Here is a 19,240-nt window from a genome sequence, read left to right on the forward strand (position 1 = left end):
CACGCGCGGCCGGCTCGTCGGGCGTCTCCGGCCGCCGTCATCGATAAGTCCCGCTCATGGAGCGGTGAGCGACCGGCCGTTGTTCCCGGCCGGGCCCGCGCCGAGGCTGGACGCATGATGAAGATCAGGAACGCGGGAGGGTGGCCGGCCGTGGTCGCCGTGGCGGCGGGCACGTTCTCGGTGGTGACGACGGAGATGCTGCCGATCGGCCTGCTCAGCCCGATCGGGGCGGGGCTGGGGGTCTCGGACGGTGTCGCCGGGCTGACGATGACGCTGCCCGGCGTGGTGGCGGCCGTGGCCGCGCCCGCCGTCACGGTGTGCGCCGGACGACTGGACCGGCGCCTGCTGTTGCTGACCCTGATGGGGCTGCTCACCGCCGCCGACCTCCTCTCCGCCGCCGCGCCGGGGATCGAGGTGCTGCTGGGACTAAGGGTGCTGGTGGGCGTGTGCATCGGCGGAGTGTGGGCCGTGGCGGCCGGACTCGGCCCCCGGCTCGTCCCCTCCCCCTCCGTCGGCCGCGCCACCTCGGTGATCTTCAGCGGCATCGCCGTGGCCTCCGTACTCGGCGTCCCCGCGGGCACGTTGGCGGGTGGACGGGCCGGCTGGCGCGTGGCGTTCCTCGCGATGGGGGCGGTGGCCCTCCTGGTGACGGCGGCCCTGGCGCTGACCCTTCCTCCGCTGCCGCCCCGGGGCGCGGCACCGTCGCGCGCCCTGCCCGCGCTGTTGCGCGCCCGCCGGGTCCGCGCCGCGCTGCTGGTCATCCTGCTGCTGGTGTGCGGACACTTCGCGGGCTACACCTTCGTCCGCCCCGCCCTGGAACGGATCCCGGGGACGGGCCCGTCCACGGTCGGCGGCCTCATGCTCGCGTACGGCCTCGCGGGCGTCGCGGGCAACTTCCTGGCCGGGACGGCGGCCGTCCGGCACCCGCGCCGCGTCCTGACGGTGATCGCGGTGACTCTGGGGGCGGTGATACCCGCCGTGTCACTGACGGCCGGCGGTCCGGTGGGGGCTGCCGGGCTGCTCGTGGTGTGGGGACTCGCCTACGGTGGCGTCTCGGTCGCCACCCAGACCTGGCTGACGGCCGTGGCACCGGGAGCCGGAGAGACGGCGTCCGCGCTCTTCGTCGCGGTGTTCAACGGGGCCATCGCGCTCGGAGCGCTGCTGGGCGGCCGGATGGTGGACGCGGTCTCGGTACCCGCCGCCCTGTGGCTGGGCGGCCTGCTGGCCGCCGCGGCGGTGGTGCCCCTGGCGGCAGGCGGAGCGGTGAGGCGTCCGGGACTGCCGACACGGACGGGGCAAGCGGGACCGGCGGGAGAGTCCGAGAAGACACTCGGGACGCGCGCCACATCGTGACGCGCGTCCTCCGCGGACTGCCGCCGCTTTCACCCCCTGCGGCCGAGGGCCTGCCCCGCGACCACCGCCGCGAGGGCGACCGCGAGCCCGACGCCCTGCCAGAGGCTCAGGGCCTGGTCCATCACCACCACGCCGATGACCGCGGCGACCGGCGGCCCGACGAGGCTGAGCAGAGAGACCGAGGTCGGGGCGAGGCGTCCGATGCCGCGGAAGAAGAGGGGGTAGGCGGCGGCGGTCGCGACGATCCCGATGTAGGCGTAGCCGACGACGTTGGTGCCGGTCAGGTGTGAGGGGAGGCCCTCGGTCAGCAGGGTGACGGGCGCCAGGAGCAGGCCGGCGACGGTGAGCTGCCACCCCGTCATGACCAGGGGGCTCTCACCGCTGCCCCACTTCTCGGTGAGCACGATGGACAGGGCGATCAGCAGGGCCGCCGCGACGCCCGGCGGATCGAGGGCGGCCTTGCCGGTGAGGGTCATCAGGGCCACGCCGCCGACGCCGGCGACCGCCGTCAGCAGGACGGGCAGTGGGGAGCGGATCCGCAGCACGAGGAGCGAGAAGCCGGCCACCATCAACGGCTGCACGGCCCCGATCGTGGCGGCCACCCCGCCGAGGAGCCGGTAGGCGGCGAAGAAGATCAGCGGGAGGAAGGCGCCGAAGTTGAGGACGGCGAGCACCGCCGACTTCCACCACCACGAGCCGCGCGGGAGCCTGCGGTTGTACGCCGGCAGCACCAGCCCCGCGGGCAGCGCGCGCAGGGGTCCGCATCCGGCTGACCGACCGCGGCTACCGCCTCACGGACGAGCTGATCGCCCTCCACTCGGCCAACGGCGAACGGATCCTCTCCGCCCTCGGCCGCGAGGAGTGCGACCGGGTCGCGGAGGCCCTGCGCGTGCTGCTGGTGCACCTGGGAGACAAGCCTCTGGAGTGACACCCCGCACGCGGAACCCAGACATCACTCACCGGACAACCTCACGTTCCCCACCCGTCACGGAGGAACGTGATCGTTCCCGGCATGACCGCATCGCTCCGGGCCCGCCGCACCGCCGTCGCCGTCTCCGCGGCCGCCGCTCTCGCCACGCTGGGCACGACCACGACGGCCGCGGCCGCCCCCACGGCGGCCGGCACCCGCTCCGGCATCCCCGCCACCGCTCCGGCCACGCCCGTCATACCCGTGACCGCCGCCTCCTCCGGCACGCACACCTCGGGCACCGCCGCCCTCAAGGGCGTCGACTACGCGGCCTGGCAGCGGGACGTACGGGCCGCCGTCGACCGGGCGACGCCCCACATCCGCGAGCGCACCGCCCAGGCCCGCACCGAGAAGCAGGCCGTGGTCCTCGACATCGACAACACCTCGCTCGAGACCGACTTCCACTGGACGTACCCGACGCCGGCCGTCGCCCCCGTCCGCGACCTCGTCCGGTACGCCCACGAGCGCGGCGCCGCCGTCTTCTTCGTCACCGCCCGCCCCCGCCTCCTGGGCTCCCTGACCGAGGACAACCTCAAGCGCGTCGGCTACCCGGTGGACGGCCTGTCCGTCCGCCGCCTCCCCGACCTCTTCCGCGACGTGAGCGCCTACAAGACCGCCGAGCGGGCGAAGATCGAGGCCAAGGGGTACAAGATCATCGCCAACATCGGCAACAACACCACCGACCTCACAGGCGGTCACGCGGAACTCACGGTCAAGCTCCCCGACTACGACGGCAAGCTGTCCTGACTCCGCCTGCCCCCGGGACCACCGCGCGGAGGCTACTGGGGGCCGGACCGCCCGGTTGCCTAGACTGACCCTCTCGGGCGTGACGACGCCCGGCAGGGACGGGAGAGCGACAGTGACGGCAGGCGTCGGCGGATTCGGGAGCCCCGAGGGGGCCGTCGAACGGAGCGCCGCCGACCCGTCGGCGGACGTGCTGAGCGAGGCCGCCGCCGCGTTCGGGCTGCTGGCCTCCCCCGCCCGGCTGCACCTCGTCTGGGCCCTCGCCCAGGGCGAGAGCGACGTGACCGGGCTGGCCGAACGGGTCGGCGGCGCGCTGCCCGCCATCAGCCAGCACCTCGCGAAGCTCAAGCTCGCCGGGCTGGTGCGGTCGCGGCGCGAGGGCCGCCGGGTGGTCTACCTGGTGGACGACCCGCACGTGGTGACCATCGTCCGTCTCATGGTCGACCAGCTCTCCGACCGCCGGGCCGACGCCGCGTCCCGGTCGCGGTCCGGCGCCGGTTCCGGACGCCTCCGTGGCCTGGGCGCCTGAGGCCGGCCAGGCCGGCTCCACCCTTCACGTACTGCGGGAGCTGGGCAGCGGCCCGCGCGGACTGACCGAGGACGAGGCCGCCCGCCGGCTGGCCGACGCCGGCGAGAACGTCTTCCCCGGCCGCCGCCCGCCCGGGCCCGTCCGGCGGTTCGCGCGCGGCCTGCGCGACCCGTTCACCGCCGTCCTCCTCTGCCTCGGCCTGGTCTCCGCCGCGGTCGCCTCCTGGGGCACCGCCTGCGTGATCGGCGTTCTCGTGACGGTGAGCTGCGCTCTGCGGACCGCCGGCGAGCACCGCGCGGAACGCGCGGCGGCGGCGTTGCGCGACCTCGTCCCCGCCACCGCCACGGTCCGCCGCCGCCCCGCGGACGACGCGCCCCCGGTCCACCGGGAGCTGCCCGTCGGCGAGCTGGTCCCCGGGGACGTCGTCCTCCTCTCCCCCGGCGACCTCGTCCCGGCCGACCTGCGCCTGCTCCGCACGACCGGCCTGACCGTCCACGAAGCCGTCCTGACGGGCGAGTCGGCGCCGATGGAGAAGCGGGCCCCGGCCCTGGCAGCGGGCGCCGCAACCGCCACCGCAACCACCACCGCCACCTCCGCCGACCCCGCCGGCAGGGCCGCCGACGGCCGCCGGACGGCCGGTCCCGCCGGCCCGGCCCACCACCCCGGCCGCACACCGGCGGCGGCCTCCACGCCCCCGCGCACCGCTCCCGACCCCGAGGACGACCGGGACGGCACGGCCGGCGGACGCCGGGCGACTCCGTCGCCGGTCCGCCGCCTCACGCTCGTACCGGCCGGAGGGCAGCCCCAGGCGGGCGGCGGCGAACCGGCGGTCCACCGCACGGCGGCCCGGCCCGCGCCCGCGGACGGCCGCCCCGGGAGCGGTCGGGAGAACGGACAGGACGGCGGCGATCGGCCGCGCGGCGCCCCGGACCCCGCCCACCTCTGCTTCCAGGGCAGCAGCGTCCTCTCCGGCACCGCCACCGCCGTCGTCGTCGCGACCGGAGGGGCGACCCGTCTCTCCGGGGCGTTCCCCGGCGCGGCGGGCGGGAGCGGCGGGCGCCTGGTCAGCCCGTTCGACCGGTCCGTCAACGGCATCGCGTGGACGCTGGTCCGGTTCATGCTGCTGACCGCGCCCCTGGTGCTGGTCACGGGCGCGCTGCTGCGCGGGCGCGGGATGGAGACGCTGCCGTTCGCCGTGGCGGTGGCGGTCGGGCTGACGCCCGAGATGCTGCCCGTCGTCGTGACGGCGGCACTGGCACGCGGCGCCGCCGGTCTCGCGCGCGGCGGCGAGGTGATCGTGCGCCGCCTCCCCGCACTGCACGACCTGGGCGCCGTCGACGTGCTGTGCGTCGACAAGACGGGCACCCTCACCCAGGACCGGCCCGTCTTCCACCACGCCGAGGACGCGCACGGGCGGGACGGCGAGGAGGTGCTGCGCCGGGCGGCGGTCAACGCCTTGTGGACGCTGCACCTCGCGGAACTCCCGGTGCCCGACGCCCTGGACGAGGCCCTGCTCGACGCGGCGGGGGACGACGCCCTCCTGGCCGCCGAGGAGGAGTACGAGGGGATCGCCGCGCTCCCCTGCGCTCCCGGGCGCCCCCTGTCCACCGCCGTCGTCCGGCGCGCCGGCGACCCCCGGTTCGGCCTCGCGGGGGTCCACGTCCTCGTGGTCAAGGGCGCTCCGGAGGACGTCCTGGAGCGCTGCGCCCTCGTGCCGGCCGAGCGCGAACGCCTGTCGCGGCGGGCGGCGGACCTCGCGGCGGACGGGCTGCGGGTGCTCGCCGTGGCCCACGCCGAACGGCCGTCGCGCTCCCGGCCCTACGGGCCCGACGACGAGCGCGGCCTGGAGTTCACCGGCTTCGTCGCCCTGCGCGACGCCCTCGCCCCCACCGCCGCGGAGGCGCTGGCCGTGCTCGCGGACCGGGGCATCACCGTCCGGGTTCTCACCGGCGACCACCCGGGCACGGCCGCCCGCGTCTGCCGCGACCTCGGCCTGGACCCGGGCGAGGTGGTGACCGCCGACCGCGTCGACGGCCTCACGGACGCGGACCTGGCGCGGCTCGCCGACCGTACGACCGTCTTCGCGCGCTGCTCCCCGGAGCACAAGGCCCGTATCGTCCGCGCCCTGCGCGCGAACGGCCGCACCACCGGTTTCCTGGGCGACGGCGTCAACGACCTGGCCGCCCTGCACGCCGCCGACGTCGGCGTCTGTCCCCGCGCGGGCGTCGACGTCGCGCGCGAGGCGGCGGACGTCGTCCTGGCCTCGAAGGACCTCACCGCCCTCGACCGGGCGGTGACCGCGGGCCGGCGCAGCACCGGCAACATCGCCGCGTACCTGCGGATCACCCTCTCGTCGAACTTCGGGAACGTCATCGCCATGCTGGCGGCCGGGCTGCTCCTGCCGTTCCTGCCGATGCTCCCCGCCCAGGTGCTGGTGCAGAACCTCTGCTTCGACGCCGCCCAGCTCGCCCTGGCCTTCGACCGCCCTGACCCGGCGGCGCTGCGCAGGCCGGCCCGGCTCCGCCCCCGTGACCTGCTGCGTTTCGTCACGGCCTTCGGCCTCCTCAACGCCGCGGCCGACCTCGCCACGTTCGCCGTCCTGGCCTTCGCGGTCCGGACGCTGGGGGACGACGGCGGTCAGGAGGCCTTCCACGCCGGGTGGTTCACGGAGAACCTGCTGACCCAGGCGATGGTGATGCTCCTCCTGCGCTCCGGCCGCCACCTGGCGGAAGGCCGGTCACCCGGTCCCATCCCGTCGGCCACCACCGCGCTGGCCGTCGTCGGCCTCCTCCTCCCCCTCTCCCCCCTGGGCCCCCCGCTCTCCATGACCGGTCTGCCGCCCCTCACGTACCTCCTCCTCGCGACCGTCCTGACCGCGTACGGCGTCGCCCTCACCGCCGCCCGGAACCGGTACGCGCGGGGCGTCGCGGCCACCGACGGTCACGCCCCGCCCGAAGGGTCCGAAGCCGGAGCCGCTCAAGGTGGCGGGTCACCGGCCGCCTGACCGGCCCCCTCTTCAGAGCGTCACCAGTCCCCGCCCCCGAACCCACCACCGTCTCCGCCGCCGAATCCCCCGCCGTCACCCCAGCCGCCCCCGAAGTCACCGGAGTCGAAGTCGCTGCCGGAGAAGTCGCCCCCTTCGGGGCCGGTGTCGGTCGGGACGCCGCCGAAGTCGGAGGCGTAGGCGGGGCCGGTGAGCATGCTGCCGAGCATGGTGCCCATCAGGAGGCCGGGCAGGATGCCGCCGCCGAAGTAGCCTCCCGCCCACGGCGCGTAGGCGGGGCCCGCGTTCCAGTACGGCTGGGGGCCCTGGGCCGTCTGGACCGTGCGGGACACGGGGTCCTCGCCGTCGGCGATGCGCGTGGCGTCGGCCCGGCAGGCGGGGACGGTGCGCGGCGCGCCGCCCGGGGGCGCCCACTGGACGTCCTCGACGGACGGCCCGTGGCGCGGGTCGAAGAAGCAGGGCAGCCGGCGCTCGGGCAGCGGTGCTCCGGCGCGGCGGGCGGCGAGGGTGGCCAGGGCGAACCGGCCGTTGTCCAGGGCCTCGGTCACGGCCGTGACCTCCTGGGGCCTGGTCGCCGCCGCGATCCGCCGCTTGGCCTCCTCGTACGCGTCGAGGGCCTGTTCGTAGTCGTGCCGCATGGCGTCCGTGGCCCCGGCCTCCGACGGCGAGAAGTCGAGCCGGTCGAGTTCCTCGCCGAACGCGGTGATGTCCTCGTCGACGACGACGCGCAGGGCGTCCAGCTCGGCGCGTTCGCGCTGCTCGCGCTTCTTCTTCCCTCGCCGGTAGAGCGCGTAGGCCCCGCCCGCGCCCGCGACGACGACCGCGCCGCCGACGATCAGCCCGGTGGACCCGCCCCCGGATCCGGAACCGCCCCACGAGTCGGGGGCGTGCCCCCGGGCGGTCTTGATCGCCCCGTCGACGAACGCGTTGAGCTCGGTGCTCGCGTTGGCGTCGTCGTTGCGGCGGACGGAATCGCGCAGATTGGCGACAGCGTTATTGGACATCACCCGGCGGTCGGCGCCCGCGTTGAACTTGTCGCCGAGCCGGATGGCGTAGACGCCGCTGACGCCGACCTTCTCGCGCAGGTCCTTGAGGACGGTCCGCTGGGGGAACTCCGGCGCGTTCGGGAGCACGGCGACGAACACCGGCTTGCCCGCGTCCTTGATCTTCTTGGCCAGGGCGTCCGCGTCGGACGACGAGAGCTGGGAGGACGCCCGGGGGTCGACGTAGACGGGGCTCTTCTTCAGCGCGTCGGCCGCCTCGTTCAAGCCGGTGGCGGCGTGGGCGGGCGGGGCGGCCATCGCACCGCCGGCCACCAGCAGCAGAGCCGCGACGAGCCCCGCGAAGAGGGCCGGCAGGGGCCGGGACGGAACCCTGGGAGTGGCGGGCATGGTGGTGCTCCTCGGAGAGGCGGAAGGAACTTCCATCGGAATTCCGAACTTACTCTGCGTTCTCTGAAACAACGGACTATTCAGTCACCCGGTTCCCCTCGCACCCTCATCTCACCCGTAGGACAGATCGGGGCAGGGGTTTCCCTCCGCCGCTCTCGCGACGGAAGCGTCGACGGCGCCTTTCCCGCTCGCCTTCCCGGCCGCCTTCCCGCTCGCCGTTCCGTCCGGCGCCGCGCCCTCCGGCCGCTCCGCTCCGTCCGCCGCCGACGTGCCGTAGTCCCGGCCGAGAATGAGGGAGATGCCGGAGTCGGCGGTGCCTCGCACGAAGGCGCCGGGGAAGAGCCGGGCCAGGGTGCGGGCCCGCCCCGCCTGTCCCGGGCCGAACTCGATCACCGTCGTGCCCGCGTCACCGCCCTCGGCCGTGCGGGTGCCGGTCACCGTGTAGCCGTGCCGCCGGAGGAGATCGGCGGCGCGGGCGGCCGGTCCCTTCTCGTGGGTGGCGTCGACGACGGAGACGCGGACGCCGGCCCCCGACACCGCGCCACGCCCGTCCCCCGCGCCACCCCCGCCACTCTTCCCGCCCCTTCCGGCAGCGCCATCACCCCGCACCGCGCGGTCCTCCCGCAGCGCCGCCCACAGGGCGTCCGCCTCCGGCCGGACGACCGCCACCCGGTCGCCCGCGTACCGCCAGGGCATGGTGACGAACGTGATGTCGTCCCGGCCGATGTCCTTGAGCGACCGGGCAAAGGACACGAGCTTGTCCACCGAGCCCAGCCCCGGGTCGACGGTGAGGGACTTCGTCGCCGCGTCGGCCAGCGGCAGCAGCGTCGCGGGCGCGAGCCCCCGGGACCGCACCTTCTCGACCAGGGCGGCGACGAACGCCTGCTGGCGGCGGATGCGGCCGATGTCGGAGCCGTCGCCGATACCGTGCCGCACCCGCACGTAGTCCAGGGCCTTCCGGCCGGACACGCTCTGCCGCCCCTTCTTGAAGAGCAGGTCGCCGCGGCTGCCGCGGTTCGGGTCGAGGTCGCCCTCGTAGACGTCCTGGGGCATGCACACCTCGACGCCGCCCACGGCGTCGGTCAGCGCCGCGAAACCGGCGAAGTCGACGACGACGGTGTGGTCCACCCGCAGCCCGGTCAGCCGTTCGACGGTGTTCTGCGTGCAGGCGGGGTTGCCCTCGGGCGTGCCGCCGACCGAGAAGGCCGAGTTGAACATGGCTTCGCTCCGGGCGGCCGTCCAACTGCCGTCGGGGAGCCGGCAGGGCGGGATCTCGACGAGCGTGTCACGGGGGATGGAGACGACGGCGGCCCGCTCCCCGTCTCCGTAGACGTGCAGCAGGAAGGCGGTGTCCGAGCGGCCGGTGCGGCCGGTACCGCCACCGAGCTCCCGGTTGCCGCCGGCGCGCGAGTCGGAGCCGATGACGAGGACGTTGTCGCCGGCGGCGGAGCCGGGGGGACGGTCCCGGGCGATGCCGTCCGCGTCGAAGACGCCGAGGTTGCCGTCGAGCCGCAGGTACGTCCAGCCGGCCGCGGCCACCAGCAGTATCAGCAGCACCAGCGACGCGCCGCCGAACTTCCGGCCGCCCCCTCCGCTCATCCCCGAGCCCCCTCAGCCCCATGCGTGCCTCGACCCCATGCGCGCCTCGACCCCGGAGGCGTATCCCCCGGAGACTCGCCGGCATCCCGAACGGACGCGTCCCGACAGGTTCATCCCCAGAGACGGACGGGAGTCACCCCCGGTTGCCCGATTGCGCAATAGCGCAAGTAAAGTAGGGCGAGCCGGCCGCACATCCCACGACCACGTCCCGCCACCGGGACCGCAGAGAAAGCAGGTGGCCGCCGTGCTGCGCAACGCCCTCGAACCCTGGCACCTCATCATCGTCGTGCTCGTCCTCGTCGTGCTCTTCGGATCGAAGAAACTGCCCGACATGGCGCGCGCCCTCGGCAAGTCGGCGCGCATCCTCAAGAGCGAGGCCAGGGCCATGAAGGAGGACCCGGCCCCCACGGCCGCCACCTCTCCCACCACGGTCGAAAGCTCCCGCTGACCTCGATGTCACCTCGTATTGCGCTGCCGTACACCCTCGCTTGGTGAGCTTCCTCCGGCCGGGCACACCGCCGGCCCACGAGGAAGGAAAACACCATGGGTTCTCGTCCGTACGGGCGTCGTCTCGCCTGGGGCGCCGCCGCACTGCTCGTCGCCGGTGTCGCGGTGCCGGCCGCGGCTTCCGTCTCCGACGGCGGTCGCACGGACCGGGCGGCCGAGTCGGCCGTCGCCGCCCAGGCCCACGGTCCGAAGAAGGCCAAGAACGTCATCCTGCTCATCGGCGACGGCATGGGCGACTCCGAGATCACCCTCGCCCGGGACTACACGGTGGGCGCGGCGGGCCGGCTGAACATGGACAAGTTCCCGATGACCGGCGCCTACACCACCTACTCCGTGGACAAGAACGGCAAGCCGGACTACGTCACCGACTCGGCGGCGAGCGGCACCGGCTGGGCGACCGGCCACAAGACCGTCAACGGCCGGATATCCAAGACACCCGGCACCGACAAGCCGATGACCACGATCCTGGAGCTGGCCCAGCGCAACGGGCTCGCCACCGGCAGCGTCACCACCGCCGAGCTCACCGACGCCACCCCGGCCGTCCTCGCCTCGCACGCCACCGACCGGAGCTGCCAGGGCCCGGCCGACATGAAGGAGTGCCCGAGCGACCGGATCGCCAAGGGCGGCCCCGGCTCGATCGCCGAGCAGAGCGTCAACCACAAGGTCGACGTCCTCCTCGGCGGCGGCAAGCAGCGCTTCGACCAGAAGATCACCGAGGGCCGCTACCAGGGGCTGACCGTCACCGAGCAGGCGCGGAAGCTCGGCTACCAGGTGGTCACCGACGCCAAGGCGCTCGGCAAGGCGCGGTCCGGCAAGCCGGTGCTCGGCCTGTTCGCCCCGGGCAACGTCCCCGTCGAGTGGACCGGCAAGGCCGCCGCCCAGGGCGGCACCGCACCGCAGCGCTGCGTGACGAACAACCCGGAGCGCACGGCCGGCACGCCCAGCCTGGAGGAGCAGACCAAGAAGGCGCTCCAGTTGCTGGAGCAGGGGCAGCGCGGCAAGAAGGGCTTCTTCCTGCAGGTCGAGGGCGCCTCGATCGACAAGCGGGACCACTCGGCCGACCCGTGCGGCCAGATCGGCGAGACGGCCGCGCTGGACCGCGCGGTGAAGGTCGCCCGCGCCTACGCGGCCGAGCACCCCGACACCCTGGTCGTCACCACCGCCGACCACGGGCACACCAGCCAGATCGTGCCGCTGGAGGCCGCCCCGCCCGGACTGTCCTCGACGCTGGTCACCAACGAGGGTCAGCAGATCAAGGTCAACTACTCGACCAACACCCCGGGCAAGTCCCAGGAGCACACCGGCACCCAGGTCCGCATCGCGGCCCAGGGTCCGCGGGCCGAGCGTGTCCTGGGCGTGACCGACCAGACCCAGCTCTTCACCACTCTCCGGACGGCGCTCTCCCTCCGCTGACGCGGAACCCGCCGCCCCGGGCCCGTGGGGCCCGGTCGCCGGATCCCTCCGGCCGGCCGGGCCCCACGGGCCCTCCTGTGGGTTATGCCAGTTATCCCGCCGGAACGTTGGTGGATTGCTCATCGCTCCGGCGCCGGGCGCGGTCAACACTGGGGGTTCGGATCATTCGCCCGCAGGAGGAACCACCGATGTCCGGGTCGCGCGTCATCGCCCTCGGTCACTATCAGCCCGCCAAGGTGCTCACCAACGACGAGCTGGCGGCGATGGTGGACACCAGCGACGAGTGGATCAGCTCCCGCGTCGGCATCCACACCCGGCGCGTCGCCGCACCCGACGAGACCGTGGACGCGATGGCCGCCGAGGCCGCGGCCAAGGCCCTCGCCGCGAGCGGTCTCGCCGCGACCGACATCGATCTCGTCCTCGTCGCCACCTGCACCGCCGTCGACCGCAGCCCGAACACGGCCGCCCGCGTCGCCGCCCGGCTGGGGCTCGCCTCCCCCGCCGTGATGGACGTCAACGTCGTCTGCTCGGGCTTCACCCACGCCCTGGCCTCCGCCGACCACGCCATCCGCGCCGGCGCGGCGACGAACGCCCTGGTCGTCGGCGTGGAGAAGTTCACGGACGTGGTGGACTGGACCGACCGCTCGACGTGCGTCCTCGTCGGCGACGGCGCGGGCGCCGCGGTGGTCTCCGCCGCGGAGGAGCCCGGCATCGGCCCGGTGGTCTGGGGCTCCGTCCCGAACATGGGGCACGCCGTGCGCATCGAGGGCACCCCCTCCCGGTTCGCCCAGGAAGGCCAGTCCGTCTACCGGTGGGCCACCACCCAGCTCCCGCCGATCGCCCGGTCGGTCTGCGAACGCGCCGGCGTCGCCCCGGAGGAGCTGGCGGCGGTCGTCCTGCACCAGGCGAACCTGCGGATCATCGAACCCGTCGCCCGCCGCATCGGCGCCGTCAACGCGGTGATCGCCACGGACGTCACCGAGTCCGGCAACACCTCGGCCGCGAGCATCCCGCTCGCTCTCTCCAAGCTCGTCGAACGCGGCGCCGTCCCGTCCGGCGCGCCGGTGCTCCTGTTCGGTTTCGGCGGCAACCTCTCGTACGCGGGCCAGGTCATCCGCTGCCCGTGACCGGGGGAACAGCGCGGGAGGGCGGCCCTCCGAGGGTGTCCGACCCGTTCAAGACCGGCCCCGCGGCCCCTGCCAACGGCGCTCGCACGACACCTCCTGTGACTCCCCCCCTTCGGCACCTCGTTTCGACTGCACCGGCCTCGTCGTCGCCGACATGGCCTCCTCCCTCGTCTTCTCCCGCCGCCTCGGCCTGGACGTCCCGGCGGAGGCGGACGACCTGCCGCACGTCGAGCCGTGCTGCCGAACGGCCTGCGGCTGCTGTGGGACACCGACGCGGCCTACCGCTCCTTCACCCCCGGCACCCGTCTGTCCACCGGCCCCGGCCGCGTCACCATGGGGTTCGCGTGCCACGGCCCCGACGGGGTGGACGCCGTCCGGGCCGAGCTGACGAAGGCCGGGTCACCGGGCACCAAGCGCCGTGGGACGCGGTCTGGGGACAGCGGTACGCGATCGTGCCGGACCCGGGCGGCAACGCGGTGGACCTGTTCGCCGCTCTGGAGGCCCCTGCGGCTTCGGCGCGCCGGCCGCCGCCGGCCGGCCGTCATCCGGCGCGGATCACCGTTGCCGGACGCCGACGGACGGCGCGAGGTCACCGCCCGCGCACCAGCTCGCCCAGCGTCGTCCCGGTCAGCCGCCGCACCTCGCGCGCCAGATGGGCCTGGTCGGCGTAACCGCACGTGGCGGCCACGTCGGCGAAGCGGACGCCGGTCCGGGCCAGCTCCAGTGCCCGGTTCGCCCGCAGCACCCGGGCGAGCGTCTTCGGCCCGTATCCGAAGGCGTGGAGGGAGCGCCGGTGCAACTGCCGTTCACCGAGGCCCAGCCGGGCGGCCGACAGGGACACCGGTTCGCCGCGCCGGGCGGACGCCAGGACGGCGGCCGCCACGGGGTCGTACGTGTCCGGGCCCGCGGCACCGCCGACGACATCTTCCAGGGCGCGCCCGGGCAGCGGCGCCTCCGCCACCCGCCGGGCGGCGAGCCGCGCCCGGCGGCCGGGCCACAGGTCGTCCAGCGGCACCCGCCGGTCGCGGAGCTCGTGCGCCCGCACCCCCAGCAGGGCCGCGCCGGTGCCGGGCAGGAAGCGCACCCCGGTGTACACGGCCCCCGGTACCGCCTCGACGAGATGCGCCCGGGTGTCCGGGCCCGCCACGACCAGCCGCCCGCCGACCGCGATCAGATCCATGCAGCCGTCCGGGACGACCCGCACGGGATCGGCGGACACATCCGTCCGGGTCCACACGACCGCCCCGGGAAGACGTCGCGAGGGCCGCTCCAGGTACCCCGCCGACAGGTCCGTCACTAGGGCGATTCCCGCAGGTAGAGGGCTCCACAGGAGTGGCAGATGGGAACCTTGCCGGTGCCCCAGAGGTCGACGGAGCGGGCGGCCGCGCCCGGGTCGAGCTCCCGGCCGCACATCCCGGTCGTGCCGTCGCCCTCACGGACCACGTGCCACGTCTTGACCGCGGGGTCGTCGTCGTCCGGAGAGCTGCCGTCCGCGTATTCGGCGCGCAACTCATGTTCCATACGGCCTCCTCCTGGTTCTCCCCGTGCTCCACGATGCGCCGGGCCCCCGGGGGCCGCCACCGGCCACGGCAACCGCACCGGCACCGGCACCGGGAGCCGACCTCAGAACACCGACCAGCCCGTCAGCGTGGTGAAGTGGTCCAGCGCGGCGACGCCCGCCACCGAGTTCCCGCGCGCGTCCAGCCCCGGGCTCCAGACGCAGAGCGTGCAGCGCCCGGGTATGACGGCGATGATGCCGCCGCCCACCCCACTCTTGCCCGGCAGACCGACCCGGTAGGCGAAATCGCCGGCCGCGTCGTAGGTGCCGCAGGTCAGCATCACGGCGTTGATCTGCTTCGCCTCCCGGCGCGGCAGCAGCCGGGTGCCGTCGGCACGCAGCCCGTGGCGGGCCAGGAAGCCGCTCGCCAGGGCCAGGTCCCGGCAGCTCATCTCGATGGAGCACTGCCAGAAGTAGTGCTCCAGGACCGTGGGCACCGGGTTGTCGAGGTTGTCGTAGCTGGCCATGAAGTGGGCGAGGGCCGCGTTCCGGTCGCCGTGCTCGGACTCCGACTTCGCCACGGCGGGGTCGAAGGACACCTCCGGGTTCCCGCTCTCGGCCCGCAGGAACTCCAGCATCGTGGTGCTGGCGTCCCCGGTCAGCGTCTGCAGCCGGTCGGTGACGACCAGCGCACCCGCGTTGATGAACGGATTGCGCGGGATGCCGTTCTCGTGTTCGAGCTGCACCAGGGAGTTGAAGGCGTTCCCGGACGGTTCCGTCCCGACCCGCTCCCAGATCTTGTCGCCGCCCTCGGCCAGGACGAGCGCCAGCCCGAAGGCCTTGGAGATCGACTGCACGGAGAACGGCCGCTCCCAGTCCCCCACCCCGTGGACACCACCGGTGACATCGGCGACCGCCATCCCGAACTGCCCGGTGTCCACCCCCGCCAGGGCCGGGATGTACTGCGCCGCCTGGCCGCGGCCCACCAGCGGGCGCGCGAACGCGGCTACCTCTTCGAGGACGGCCTGGTAGTCCACTGGCGTGCGCTTTCTGTCTCCGTACCGACGTGCGACGTCCGGCCTGCGGCCGAATCGGCTCGCACGATATCCGAACACCCCGATAACCTGCGAACTTTTCGGTACAACAGGGCCATTCAGGCGTATGCGACAGGGCGTGCGCCACCCGGCCGGCCTCCACGGCACACCCCGGTCCCCCCTCGCGGGCGCACCAGCGGATCTCACCGACAATGGACGGGTGACCGGCCCGTCCCACCTCGCCTCCGCCGCGCCCCTGGACCTCGCGGCCCTGCGCCCCAGGCTGCCGTCCCCCGTCGTCGAGCTGGCCGACGAGCGGTTCGGCCGCCGCGGCGTACGGCTGCTGCTGAAGCGGGACGACCTGATACATCCCCGGCTGCCCGGCAACAAGTGGCGCAAGCTGGAGCCCAACCTGCGGGCCGCCGCGGCCGCCGGCCGCACCACGCTGCTCACCTTCGGCGGCGCCTACTCCAACCATCTGCGCGCCACCGCCGCCGCGGGCCGCCTCCTCGGCTTCGCCACCATCGGCGTCGTCCGCGGCGACGAACTCGCGGACCGGCCGCTGAACTGGTCGCTGGCCCGCTGCGCGGCGGACGGCATGCGGCTGCGCTTCGTCGACCGGGCCACCTACCGGCGCAAGACCGAGCCGGACGTGCTGGCCGCGCTCGGGGCGGACGGCTGCCACGTCGTTCCCGAAGGCGGCAGCAACGCGGCCGCCGTCCACGGTTGCGCGGCGCTCGGCCGCGAGCTGCGCGCCGTCCTCGGGCCGGGGGACGTCGCCGCCGTCGCCTGCGGCACGGGCGGAACGCTCGCCGGGCTGGCCGCAGGGCTCGGGGAGGGGACGCGCGCCCTGGGCTTCCCGGTGCTCAAGGGTGGTTTCCTGGGCGCCGAGGTCGAGCGGCTGCAGACCGCGGCGTTCGGCGGCCGCCGGGGCGACTGGTCGCTGGACGACCGCTTCCACGGCGGTGGTTACGCCCGCACCACCCCTGAGCTGGACGACTTCGCGGACGACTTCGCCGCGCGGCACGGCCTGCCGCCGGAAAGGCTGTACGTGGCCAAGGCGCTGTACGGCCTGACGACACTTGCCGAGGAGGGGGCTTTCCCTCCGGGCACCACGGTCGCCGCCGTCGTCACCGGCGGCCCCGATCCGGAACCCGATTCGGAACCCGGTCCGGCGTCGGAACCGGCTTAGGAGTCGGCTTAGGAGCCGGCGCCGGAGGCGGCTCGCGCGCGAACCATCCGCGCGTCGTCCGCGGCCGGGAGCCCCGGGCCGCCCGGGCCGTCGTGCGTTCATTCCGCCGCCTCCTCCCGGTACGCCGCGGCCTCCTCCAGGTCAAGCCGCCGCAACAGCGTCCGCAACATCTCGTCGTCGATCCGCCGCGCGTCGCGCAGGGCCACGAAGACCTCCCGCTCGGCTTCGATGACCTCCCGGGTCAGCCGCCGGTAGGTGTCGTCGGCCGACTCCCCGGTGGTCTCGTGCACCGCGCCGAGCCGCTCCCACACCGCGTTGCGGCGGCGCTCCAGCACGGCGCGCAGCCGGTCGGCGAGCGGCTGGGGCAGGGTGTTGCGGTCGTCGGCGAGGAGTTCGTCGAGTCTGCGCTCCGCGGCGGTGGACGCCTCGCTCTGGGCCTGCGCCTCGGCGAGGGTCGCGGTCCGGGGGTCGGGGCCCGGCAGCCGGAGCAGGCGGATCAGCGGGGGCAGGGTGAGGCCCTGGACGACGAGGGTGCCGATCACGGTCGTGAAGGTGAGGAACAGCACCAGGTTGCGCGCCGGGAAGGCGCTCCCGTCGTGGGTGGTGACCGGGATCGAGAAGGCGATGGCCAGCGAGACGACCCCGCGCATTCCGGCCCAGCTCACGACGAAGGCGCCGCGCGCGGTGGTCTCCCGTTCCCGTTCACGGATCCGCGCGGACAGCCACCGGGGCAGGAAGGTGGCGGGATAGACCCAGAGGAAGCGGGCGACGACCACGGCGAGGAAGACGACGAGGGCGTACCAGGCGGCCTCGCCCGTCCCGTATTCCCCCAGTCCGCCCACGACGACCCGCAGTTGAAGACCGATCAGGGCGAAGACGGCGGACTCCAGGACGAAAGCGACCATTTTCCACACGGCCGCCTCCTGGAGCCGGGTGGCGAAGTCCACCTGCCAGGAGCGGTGTCCGAGGTAGAGGCCGACGACCACGACCGCGAGCACGCCGGACGCCTCCACCTGCTCGGCGGCGGTGTAGGCGGCGAAGGGGATGAGGAGGGAGAGGGTGTTCTGCAGGAGCGGGTCGCGCAGCCGCTTGCGCAGCCAGTGCAGCGGCACCATGAGGACCAGGCCGACCCCCACGCCGCCCAGCGCCGCCACCGCGAACTCCCGTACGCCGCCCGCCCAGGTGGCGCCCTCGCCGACCGCGGCGGCCAGCGCCACCTTGTACGCGGTGATGGCGGTCGCGTCGTTCACCAGGGACTCGCCCTGGAGGATGGTGGTGATGCGCGACGGCAGGCCCAGCCGGCGGGCGATGGCGGTGGCGGCGACCGCGTCGGGCGGGGCCACGACGGCTCCGAGGACGAGCGCCGCCGTCAAGGGCAGCCCCGGCACCAGCAGAAAGGCGGTACATCCGACGGCCAGCGCGGCGAAGAGCACATAACCGACCGACAGCAGCGCCACCGGGCGGGCGTTGGCCCGCAGATCGAGGTACGAACTGTCGAGCGCGGCGGTGTGCAGCAACGGGGGCAGCACCAGAGGCAGCACGATGTCCGGCTCGAGGGTGTAGTCCGGCACGCCCGGCAGGTACGACACGGCGAGCCCCGCCGCCACCAGCAGCAGCGGCGCGGACACGGGTGTCCTGCGGGCGGCGCCCGCGACGGCGGCGCTCCCGGCCACCAGGACCAGCAGTGGCATCACATCCATCGGTCCCCACCCATGTCCATGCCGTTCCCTCACCTTCTAACCTGGCCATCATGATCGAGTGTCCGCACTGCGCCGAGCAGCCGCGCCCCGAACCCGTCCCGCTGAGCGAGACCTGCCCCGAGTGCGCGGCGGCCGGCAGTCATCCCGTCCAGCTCCGGTTGTGCCTGGCGTGCGGGCACGTCGGGTGCTGCGACTCGTCGCCGCACCGGCACGCCACCGCCCATTTCGAGGAGACCGGCCACGCGGTGATGCGCAGCTTCGAGCCGGGCGAGTCCTGGCGCTGGTGCTACGTCGACCGGCGCCTGATGCCTTGATGCTCCCCGGTGAACGCTCGAACGTCCCCCTGATCCGACCCCGACGCAACCCTGACTTTCCAACCCTGAGCCGGGTCGGCGCCCGGGGCGCTGTCGGTGCCGCCCGCTAGCATGCACGCATGATCCGATCCGCGACGCCCGCCGACGTTCCCGTGCTCCACGCGATGATTCGCGAACTCGCGGCGTACGAACGGGCGCTGGACTCCGCGCGGGCGACCGAGGAGCAGTTGCGCGAGGCACTTTTCGGACCGCAGCCCGCGGTCTTCGCCCTCATAGCGGAGAGTGACGGACCGGAAGCGGGGGTTACGGAGGGCAGCACGGTCCCGGCGGGGGAACCGGTGGGTTTCGCGCTGTGGTTCCGCAACTTCTCCACCTGGACGGGTACGCACGGTGTTTATCTGGAGGATCTCTACGTGCGACCCGCCGCGCGGGGCGGTGGGCACGGGCGGGCACTGCTCGCCGAGCTCGCCCGGATCTGCGTGGAGCGCGGCTACCAGCGTTTCGAATGGTCAGTACTGGACTGGAACGAACCGTCGATCCGCTTCTACGCGTCGCTCGGCGCGGAGCCCATGGACGAATGGACGGTGCACCGGATATCGGGTGAACCGCTCCACGCCCTTGCGGCACTCGCGCAGAGTGACGAAAATCCCAACAGGGCGACTTCTCTTTCGATTTGAGACCGCAAGCCCCTAGCCACTTTCCGTGCTCATGGGTTTACCATGAGTGACAGTCGTGGGCCTGCGGCGCGGACCTCCAGATCGCGATAGCGTCGCAGCCGGAAATGTGCCGCGGCGGCCTTGTGTCATCCTCTCCCGGAGGGTGCACGGCCGACGCCCGTCAAAGCTCAAGAAGCTTGTGTCACCTTGGA

17 protein-coding genes are annotated in these 19,240 nt (G+C 74.1%); 10 read left to right on the forward strand and 7 right to left on the reverse strand.

The features are described 5' to 3' along the window. Positions 1 to 114: 114 nt before the first annotated feature. On the forward strand, positions 115 to 1,353 hold the full coding sequence (locus ACZ6X9_RS02345; RefSeq protein WP_469776032.1) for an MFS transporter: 1,239 nt from the start codon (positions 115 to 117) through the stop codon (positions 1,351 to 1,353). Positions 1,354 to 1,382: 29 nt separating this feature from the next. Here the strand turns inward: ACZ6X9_RS02345 and ACZ6X9_RS02350 are convergent, their stop codons facing one another. Continuing rightward, positions 1,383 to 2,084: an EamA family transporter gene (locus ACZ6X9_RS02350; RefSeq protein ID WP_469776033.1), complete on the reverse strand. Its 702-nt coding sequence runs from the start codon at positions 2,082 to 2,084 to the stop codon at positions 1,383 to 1,385. A gap of 281 nt (positions 2,085 to 2,365) precedes the next feature. Here ACZ6X9_RS02350 and ACZ6X9_RS02355 point away from each other — a divergent pair, with 281 nt between their 5' ends. The 3 genes from ACZ6X9_RS02355 to ACZ6X9_RS02365 all read left to right on the forward strand — a co-directional run bounded on the left by ACZ6X9_RS02355 (position 2,366) and on the right by ACZ6X9_RS02365 (position 6,597). Then, complete coding sequence (locus ACZ6X9_RS02355; RefSeq protein WP_469776034.1) at positions 2,366 to 3,067, forward strand: HAD family acid phosphatase; 702 nt, start codon at positions 2,366 to 2,368, stop codon at positions 3,065 to 3,067. Positions 3,068 to 3,179: 112 nt separating this feature from the next. Next, positions 3,180 to 3,593 (forward strand): ArsR/SmtB family transcription factor, encoded by a 414-nt coding sequence (locus ACZ6X9_RS02360; protein WP_469776035.1) that lies wholly within the window; start codon positions 3,180 to 3,182, stop codon positions 3,591 to 3,593. After that, on the forward strand, positions 3,577 to 6,597 hold the full coding sequence (locus ACZ6X9_RS02365) for an HAD-IC family P-type ATPase (RefSeq protein WP_469776036.1): 3,021 nt from the start codon (positions 3,577 to 3,579) through the stop codon (positions 6,595 to 6,597). The genes ACZ6X9_RS02360 and ACZ6X9_RS02365 overlap by 17 nt, the downstream gene beginning before the upstream one ends. 20 nt (positions 6,598 to 6,617) lie before the next feature. On the opposite strand, the gene ACZ6X9_RS02370 is transcribed toward ACZ6X9_RS02365, so the two are convergent. Both ACZ6X9_RS02370 and ACZ6X9_RS02375 read right to left on the reverse strand, forming a co-directional pair. Continuing rightward, positions 6,618 to 7,988: a hypothetical protein gene (locus ACZ6X9_RS02370; protein WP_469776037.1), complete on the reverse strand. Its 1,371-nt coding sequence runs from the start codon at positions 7,986 to 7,988 to the stop codon at positions 6,618 to 6,620. A gap of 111 nt (positions 7,989 to 8,099) precedes the next feature. After that, positions 8,100 to 9,587 carry an LCP family protein gene (locus ACZ6X9_RS02375; protein WP_469776038.1) on the reverse strand — a complete coding sequence of 496 codons (1,488 nt, stop codon included), beginning with the start codon at positions 9,585 to 9,587 and terminating at the stop codon, positions 8,100 to 8,102. Positions 9,588 to 9,831: 244 nt separating this feature from the next. Here ACZ6X9_RS02375 and tatA point away from each other — a divergent pair, with 244 nt between their 5' ends. The 3 genes from tatA (at position 9,832) to ACZ6X9_RS02390 (ending at position 12,634) form a co-directional block, all read left to right on the forward strand. Next, positions 9,832 to 10,035 (forward strand): Sec-independent protein translocase subunit TatA, encoded by a 204-nt coding sequence (tatA, locus tag ACZ6X9_RS02380; RefSeq protein WP_469776039.1) that lies wholly within the window; start codon positions 9,832 to 9,834, stop codon positions 10,033 to 10,035. 95 nt (positions 10,036 to 10,130) lie between these two features. Next, the gene (locus ACZ6X9_RS02385) at positions 10,131 to 11,507 is read left to right on the forward strand and encodes an alkaline phosphatase (RefSeq protein WP_469776040.1); all 1,377 of its coding nucleotides are present in this window, start codon (positions 10,131 to 10,133) and stop codon (positions 11,505 to 11,507) included. Positions 11,508 to 11,695: 188 nt separating this feature from the next. Next, complete coding sequence (locus tag ACZ6X9_RS02390) at positions 11,696 to 12,634, forward strand: beta-ketoacyl-ACP synthase III (protein ID WP_469776041.1); 939 nt, start codon at positions 11,696 to 11,698, stop codon at positions 12,632 to 12,634. A gap of 589 nt (positions 12,635 to 13,223) precedes the next feature. On the opposite strand, the gene ACZ6X9_RS02395 is transcribed toward ACZ6X9_RS02390, so the two are convergent. From ACZ6X9_RS02395 to ACZ6X9_RS02405, 3 genes are all read right to left on the reverse strand, one after another. Then, on the reverse strand, positions 13,224 to 13,931 hold the full coding sequence (locus ACZ6X9_RS02395; protein ID WP_469776042.1) for a helix-turn-helix domain-containing protein: 708 nt from the start codon (positions 13,929 to 13,931) through the stop codon (positions 13,224 to 13,226). Next, positions 13,931 to 14,155, reverse strand: a complete 225-nt coding sequence (locus ACZ6X9_RS02400; RefSeq protein WP_469776043.1) for a hypothetical protein — start codon at positions 14,153 to 14,155, stop codon at positions 13,931 to 13,933. Before ACZ6X9_RS02400 ends, ACZ6X9_RS02395 begins: the two co-directional genes overlap by 1 nt. A 102-nt stretch (positions 14,156 to 14,257) precedes the next feature. Next, positions 14,258 to 15,169, reverse strand: coding sequence for a glutaminase (locus ACZ6X9_RS02405; RefSeq protein WP_469776044.1), 912 nt, complete (start codon positions 15,167 to 15,169; stop codon positions 14,258 to 14,260). Between the two features lie 217 nt (positions 15,170 to 15,386). Between ACZ6X9_RS02405 and ACZ6X9_RS02410 the strand changes: the two genes are divergently transcribed. Continuing rightward, positions 15,387 to 16,358 carry a 1-aminocyclopropane-1-carboxylate deaminase/D-cysteine desulfhydrase gene (locus ACZ6X9_RS02410; RefSeq protein ID WP_469776045.1) on the forward strand — a complete coding sequence of 324 codons (972 nt, stop codon included), beginning with the start codon at positions 15,387 to 15,389 and terminating at the stop codon, positions 16,356 to 16,358. 98 nt (positions 16,359 to 16,456) lie between these two features. On the opposite strand, the gene ACZ6X9_RS02415 is transcribed toward ACZ6X9_RS02410, so the two are convergent. After that, a complete protein-coding gene (locus ACZ6X9_RS02415; protein ID WP_469776046.1) occupies positions 16,457 to 18,058 on the reverse strand; it encodes a Na+/H+ antiporter in 1,602 nt (533 codons plus the stop codon). 50 nt (positions 18,059 to 18,108) lie between these two features. Here ACZ6X9_RS02415 and ACZ6X9_RS02420 point away from each other — a divergent pair, with 50 nt between their 5' ends. Both ACZ6X9_RS02420 and ACZ6X9_RS02425 read left to right on the forward strand, forming a co-directional pair. After that, positions 18,109 to 18,372, forward strand: coding sequence for a UBP-type zinc finger domain-containing protein (locus tag ACZ6X9_RS02420; protein ID WP_469776047.1), 264 nt, complete (start codon positions 18,109 to 18,111; stop codon positions 18,370 to 18,372). A gap of 119 nt (positions 18,373 to 18,491) precedes the next feature. Then, positions 18,492 to 19,049, forward strand: a complete 558-nt coding sequence (locus tag ACZ6X9_RS02425) for a GNAT family N-acetyltransferase (protein ID WP_469776048.1) — start codon at positions 18,492 to 18,494, stop codon at positions 19,047 to 19,049. Positions 19,050 to 19,240 lie beyond the last annotated feature (191 nt).

The organism is Streptomyces sp. NPDC052910 (assembly GCF_055585605.1).

What these genes read in the sequence shown, in the direction of transcription:
- ACZ6X9_RS02400 (WP_469776043.1), bottom strand. Translation starts at nt 14,155, where the DNA reads ATGGAACATGAGTTGCGCGCCGAATACGCGGACGGCAGCTCTCCGGAC.
- ACZ6X9_RS02345 (WP_469776032.1), top strand. Translation starts at nt 115, where the DNA reads ATGATGAAGATCAGGAACGCGGGAGGGTGGCCGGCCGTGGTCGCCGTG.
- ACZ6X9_RS02415 (WP_469776046.1), bottom strand. Translation starts at nt 18,058, where the DNA reads ATGGATGTGATGCCACTGCTGGTCCTGGTGGCCGGGAGCGCCGCCGTC.
- ACZ6X9_RS02385 (WP_469776040.1), top strand. Translation starts at nt 10,131, where the DNA reads ATGGGTTCTCGTCCGTACGGGCGTCGTCTCGCCTGGGGCGCCGCCGCA.
- ACZ6X9_RS02370 (WP_469776037.1), bottom strand. Translation starts at nt 7,988, where the DNA reads ATGCCCGCCACTCCCAGGGTTCCGTCCCGGCCCCTGCCGGCCCTCTTC.
- ACZ6X9_RS02420 (WP_469776047.1), top strand. Translation starts at nt 18,109, where the DNA reads ATGATCGAGTGTCCGCACTGCGCCGAGCAGCCGCGCCCCGAACCCGTC.
- ACZ6X9_RS02425 (WP_469776048.1), top strand. Translation starts at nt 18,492, where the DNA reads ATGATCCGATCCGCGACGCCCGCCGACGTTCCCGTGCTCCACGCGATG.
- ACZ6X9_RS02390 (WP_469776041.1), top strand. Translation starts at nt 11,696, where the DNA reads ATGTCCGGGTCGCGCGTCATCGCCCTCGGTCACTATCAGCCCGCCAAG.
- ACZ6X9_RS02355 (WP_469776034.1), top strand. Translation starts at nt 2,366, where the DNA reads ATGACCGCATCGCTCCGGGCCCGCCGCACCGCCGTCGCCGTCTCCGCG.
- ACZ6X9_RS02375 (WP_469776038.1), bottom strand. Translation starts at nt 9,587, where the DNA reads ATGAGCGGAGGGGGCGGCCGGAAGTTCGGCGGCGCGTCGCTGGTGCTG.